The sequence below is a fragment of the Kitasatospora sp. NEAU-CNBT7 genome, from assembly GCF_057220535.1.
In genome coordinates, this window is sequence record NZ_JBXQQB010000021.1 from 155465 (window position 1) to 157647 (window position 2183).

Sequence of the window (2183 nt, forward strand, 5' to 3'; positions counted from 1 at the left end):
AACGAGAGGACAAGGTGGCACTCGACGGGGACAGAAAGGTGGCCCGTTCCCCCCCCCCCCCCCCCCCGCCGCCGTTGCCGTTGATGCCGCTGTTGCCGTTTATGCAGCTGTTGCCGTTGATGCCGCCGCCGTTGCGCGGGCCGGTCCCGGCCCGGGGGCGGGCGCGGTTCAGGAGACCAGCTCGGTGACGGCCAGCACGTCCGCGAGCGCCTCGGCCAGTACCGCGTCCCCGGCGCCCGCCGCGGCCAGGTCGTGGCCGGCCACCGCCAGCTGGTCGCCGACCGCGAACGCCCCGGCGTCCGGCAGCTCGCGCGGCGGCCCGCCCTCCAGCCGCAGCGCGGTGGCCGCAAGTCGGCGGGCCAGCGCCAGCGCGGCGGCCGCCCTGGACGGGTGGCCGGGCACCGCGCCGAGCAGCCGGCTCTGCGGCATCGAGCGGAACCGGTCGGCCAGGCGGTCGACGGCGGTGGACAGGGTCGGTTCGTCGGACATGCAGCGAGGCTACCGGCAGACGCCGCGGGCCCCGGGAGTCGGTGACTCCCGGGGCCCGCGGCCGAGGCGGCCGACGGCTAGTCGTCGCCGCGCAGGATGGCGATCAGGCGGAGCATCTCCAGGTAGATCCAGACCAGCGAGAGGGTGAGCCCGAAGGCGGCCCGCCACGACTCCTGCTGCGGGGCGCCACCACGGATGCCCTCCTCGATCTCGGCGAAGTCGAGCGAGAGGAAGAAGGCGCCGAGCGCGATGCCGATCAGGCCGACCACGATGCCGAGCGGACCGGAACGCAGGCCGAGGTCCGCGCCGAGCGCGTAGGCGACCGCGTTGATCAGCATCAGGATCACGAAGCCCATGGCCATCGCGATGCCGATCCTGGCGTACCGCGCGGTGACCCGGATCCGGCCGCTCTTGTAGGCGAACAGCATCGCCGCGAAGACCGCCGCCGTCCCGAGCACCGCCTGCAGGACGATGCCGTCCCACAGGGTCTCGAACGACTTGGAGACGGCGCCCAGGAAGAAGCCCTCCAGGCCCGCGTAGGTCAGGATCAGCGCCGGGCTGACGGTCCGCTTGAAGGTGGCGACCAGGCCGACCACGAGGGCGGCCAGCGCCGCCACCACGGCGTACCCGTAGTTCTCGGCCGGCAGCGCGAACCAGGCCACCGCGCCGGCCGCGACCAGGGTCAGCAGGGTCATCGCCGTGCGGGCGACCACGTCGTCCATGGTCATCCGGCCGGTGTCCAGCGGCCCCGCGGAGGGCGCCCGGTACATCGTGGCCAGCTGCTCGTCGGTGAGTCGGCCGCCCTGGGGCTGCCGGCCGTACTGGTCGTTCGCGTAGGGGTTGTTGGCGTACGGGTCGGCCCCGTAGGGCTGCTGTCGGGTGCTGTCGAACCCTGCGTAGCCGGTGTCGCGGGAGAAGGCCCCGTCCCGCGAGAAGACCGGATTGCTGCTTCTCATGCTCATTCCCTCCGGGGGACGGCACGGCACCGCCCACCATCGGACAAGAGTAATGTCTTGGCAAAGCAGTACGCGTACGCCGCGAGGATGATCTCCCGCGGCCGAGCAGGCGGAGCTGGTGCCCGGAGCCGGACTCGAACCGGCACGGCCTTGCGGCCAAGCAGTTTTAAGCTGCCCGTGTCTGCGTTCCACCACCCGGGCGTGAACCGCTCCCGCCCCTGTTCGGGCTACCCCCTGAGCCTAGTCGTCCGACTCCCGGTTTCGCATGTTCCCGGCCCCGGAAGTTGTCATGCTTCCTTGCCATCTGACGAACCGTTCGTGATCCGGCCAGTGGAAGCACTGTTATCGGCCAGTTGACGGGCCGCACCGGGCCTTCACCGGCCTCAGGGACGGTGTCATACCGCAGGAGGAGGGTGACGGTCCGGTGTACGCCTCGCGGTGGTCCGGCCAACCGTCCGCCGGAGCGACGGATCCGGCCGGGGCCGCCCGGGAGCATGGAACCACCGTCCCCCCTTCCGGCAGGAGCCCTCCCGTGACCACGATGACGACCACCACCGCCGCCGCGCGCGCCGTCGGCCTGAACAAGGTCTACGGCGAGGGCGAGACCCGGGTCGTCGCCCTGGACGACGTCAGCGTGGCCTTTGGCCAGGGCGAGTTCACCGCCATCATGGGCCCCTCCGGCTCCGGCAAGTCCACCCTCATGCACTGCATGGCCGGCCTCGACACCGTCACCTCCGG

General features: G+C 72.0%; 3 protein-coding genes and 1 tRNA gene. 1 reads left to right on the top strand and 3 read right to left on the bottom strand.

Annotated elements, in window-relative coordinates:
- Nucleotides 1-168: 168 nt before the first annotated feature.
- From AC2TEW_RS25560 to AC2TEW_RS25570, 3 genes are all read right to left on the bottom strand, one after another.
- A complete protein-coding gene (locus AC2TEW_RS25560; protein ID WP_484625685.1) occupies nt 169-489 on the bottom strand; it encodes a hypothetical protein in 321 nt (106 codons plus the stop codon).
- Between the two features lie 77 nt (nt 490-566).
- Nucleotides 567-1445, bottom strand: coding sequence for a Bax inhibitor-1/YccA family protein (locus AC2TEW_RS25565; protein ID WP_484625686.1), 879 nt, complete (start codon nt 1443-1445; stop codon nt 567-569).
- 116 nt (nt 1446-1561) lie between these two features.
- Nucleotides 1562-1646 (bottom strand) — tRNA-Leu (locus tag AC2TEW_RS25570).
- A gap of 340 nt (nt 1647-1986) precedes the next feature.
- Between AC2TEW_RS25570 and AC2TEW_RS25575 the strand changes: the two genes are divergently transcribed.
- A partial coding sequence (locus AC2TEW_RS25575) for an ATP-binding cassette domain-containing protein (protein WP_484625695.1) occupies nt 1987-2183 on the top strand: 197 nt, incomplete at its 3' end.

What these genes read in the sequence shown, in the direction of transcription:
- AC2TEW_RS25565 (WP_484625686.1), bottom strand. Translation starts at nt 1,445, where the DNA reads ATGAGAAGCAGCAATCCGGTCTTCTCGCGGGACGGGGCCTTCTCCCGC.
- AC2TEW_RS25560 (WP_484625685.1), bottom strand. Translation starts at nt 489, where the DNA reads ATGTCCGACGAACCGACCCTGTCCACCGCCGTCGACCGCCTGGCCGAC.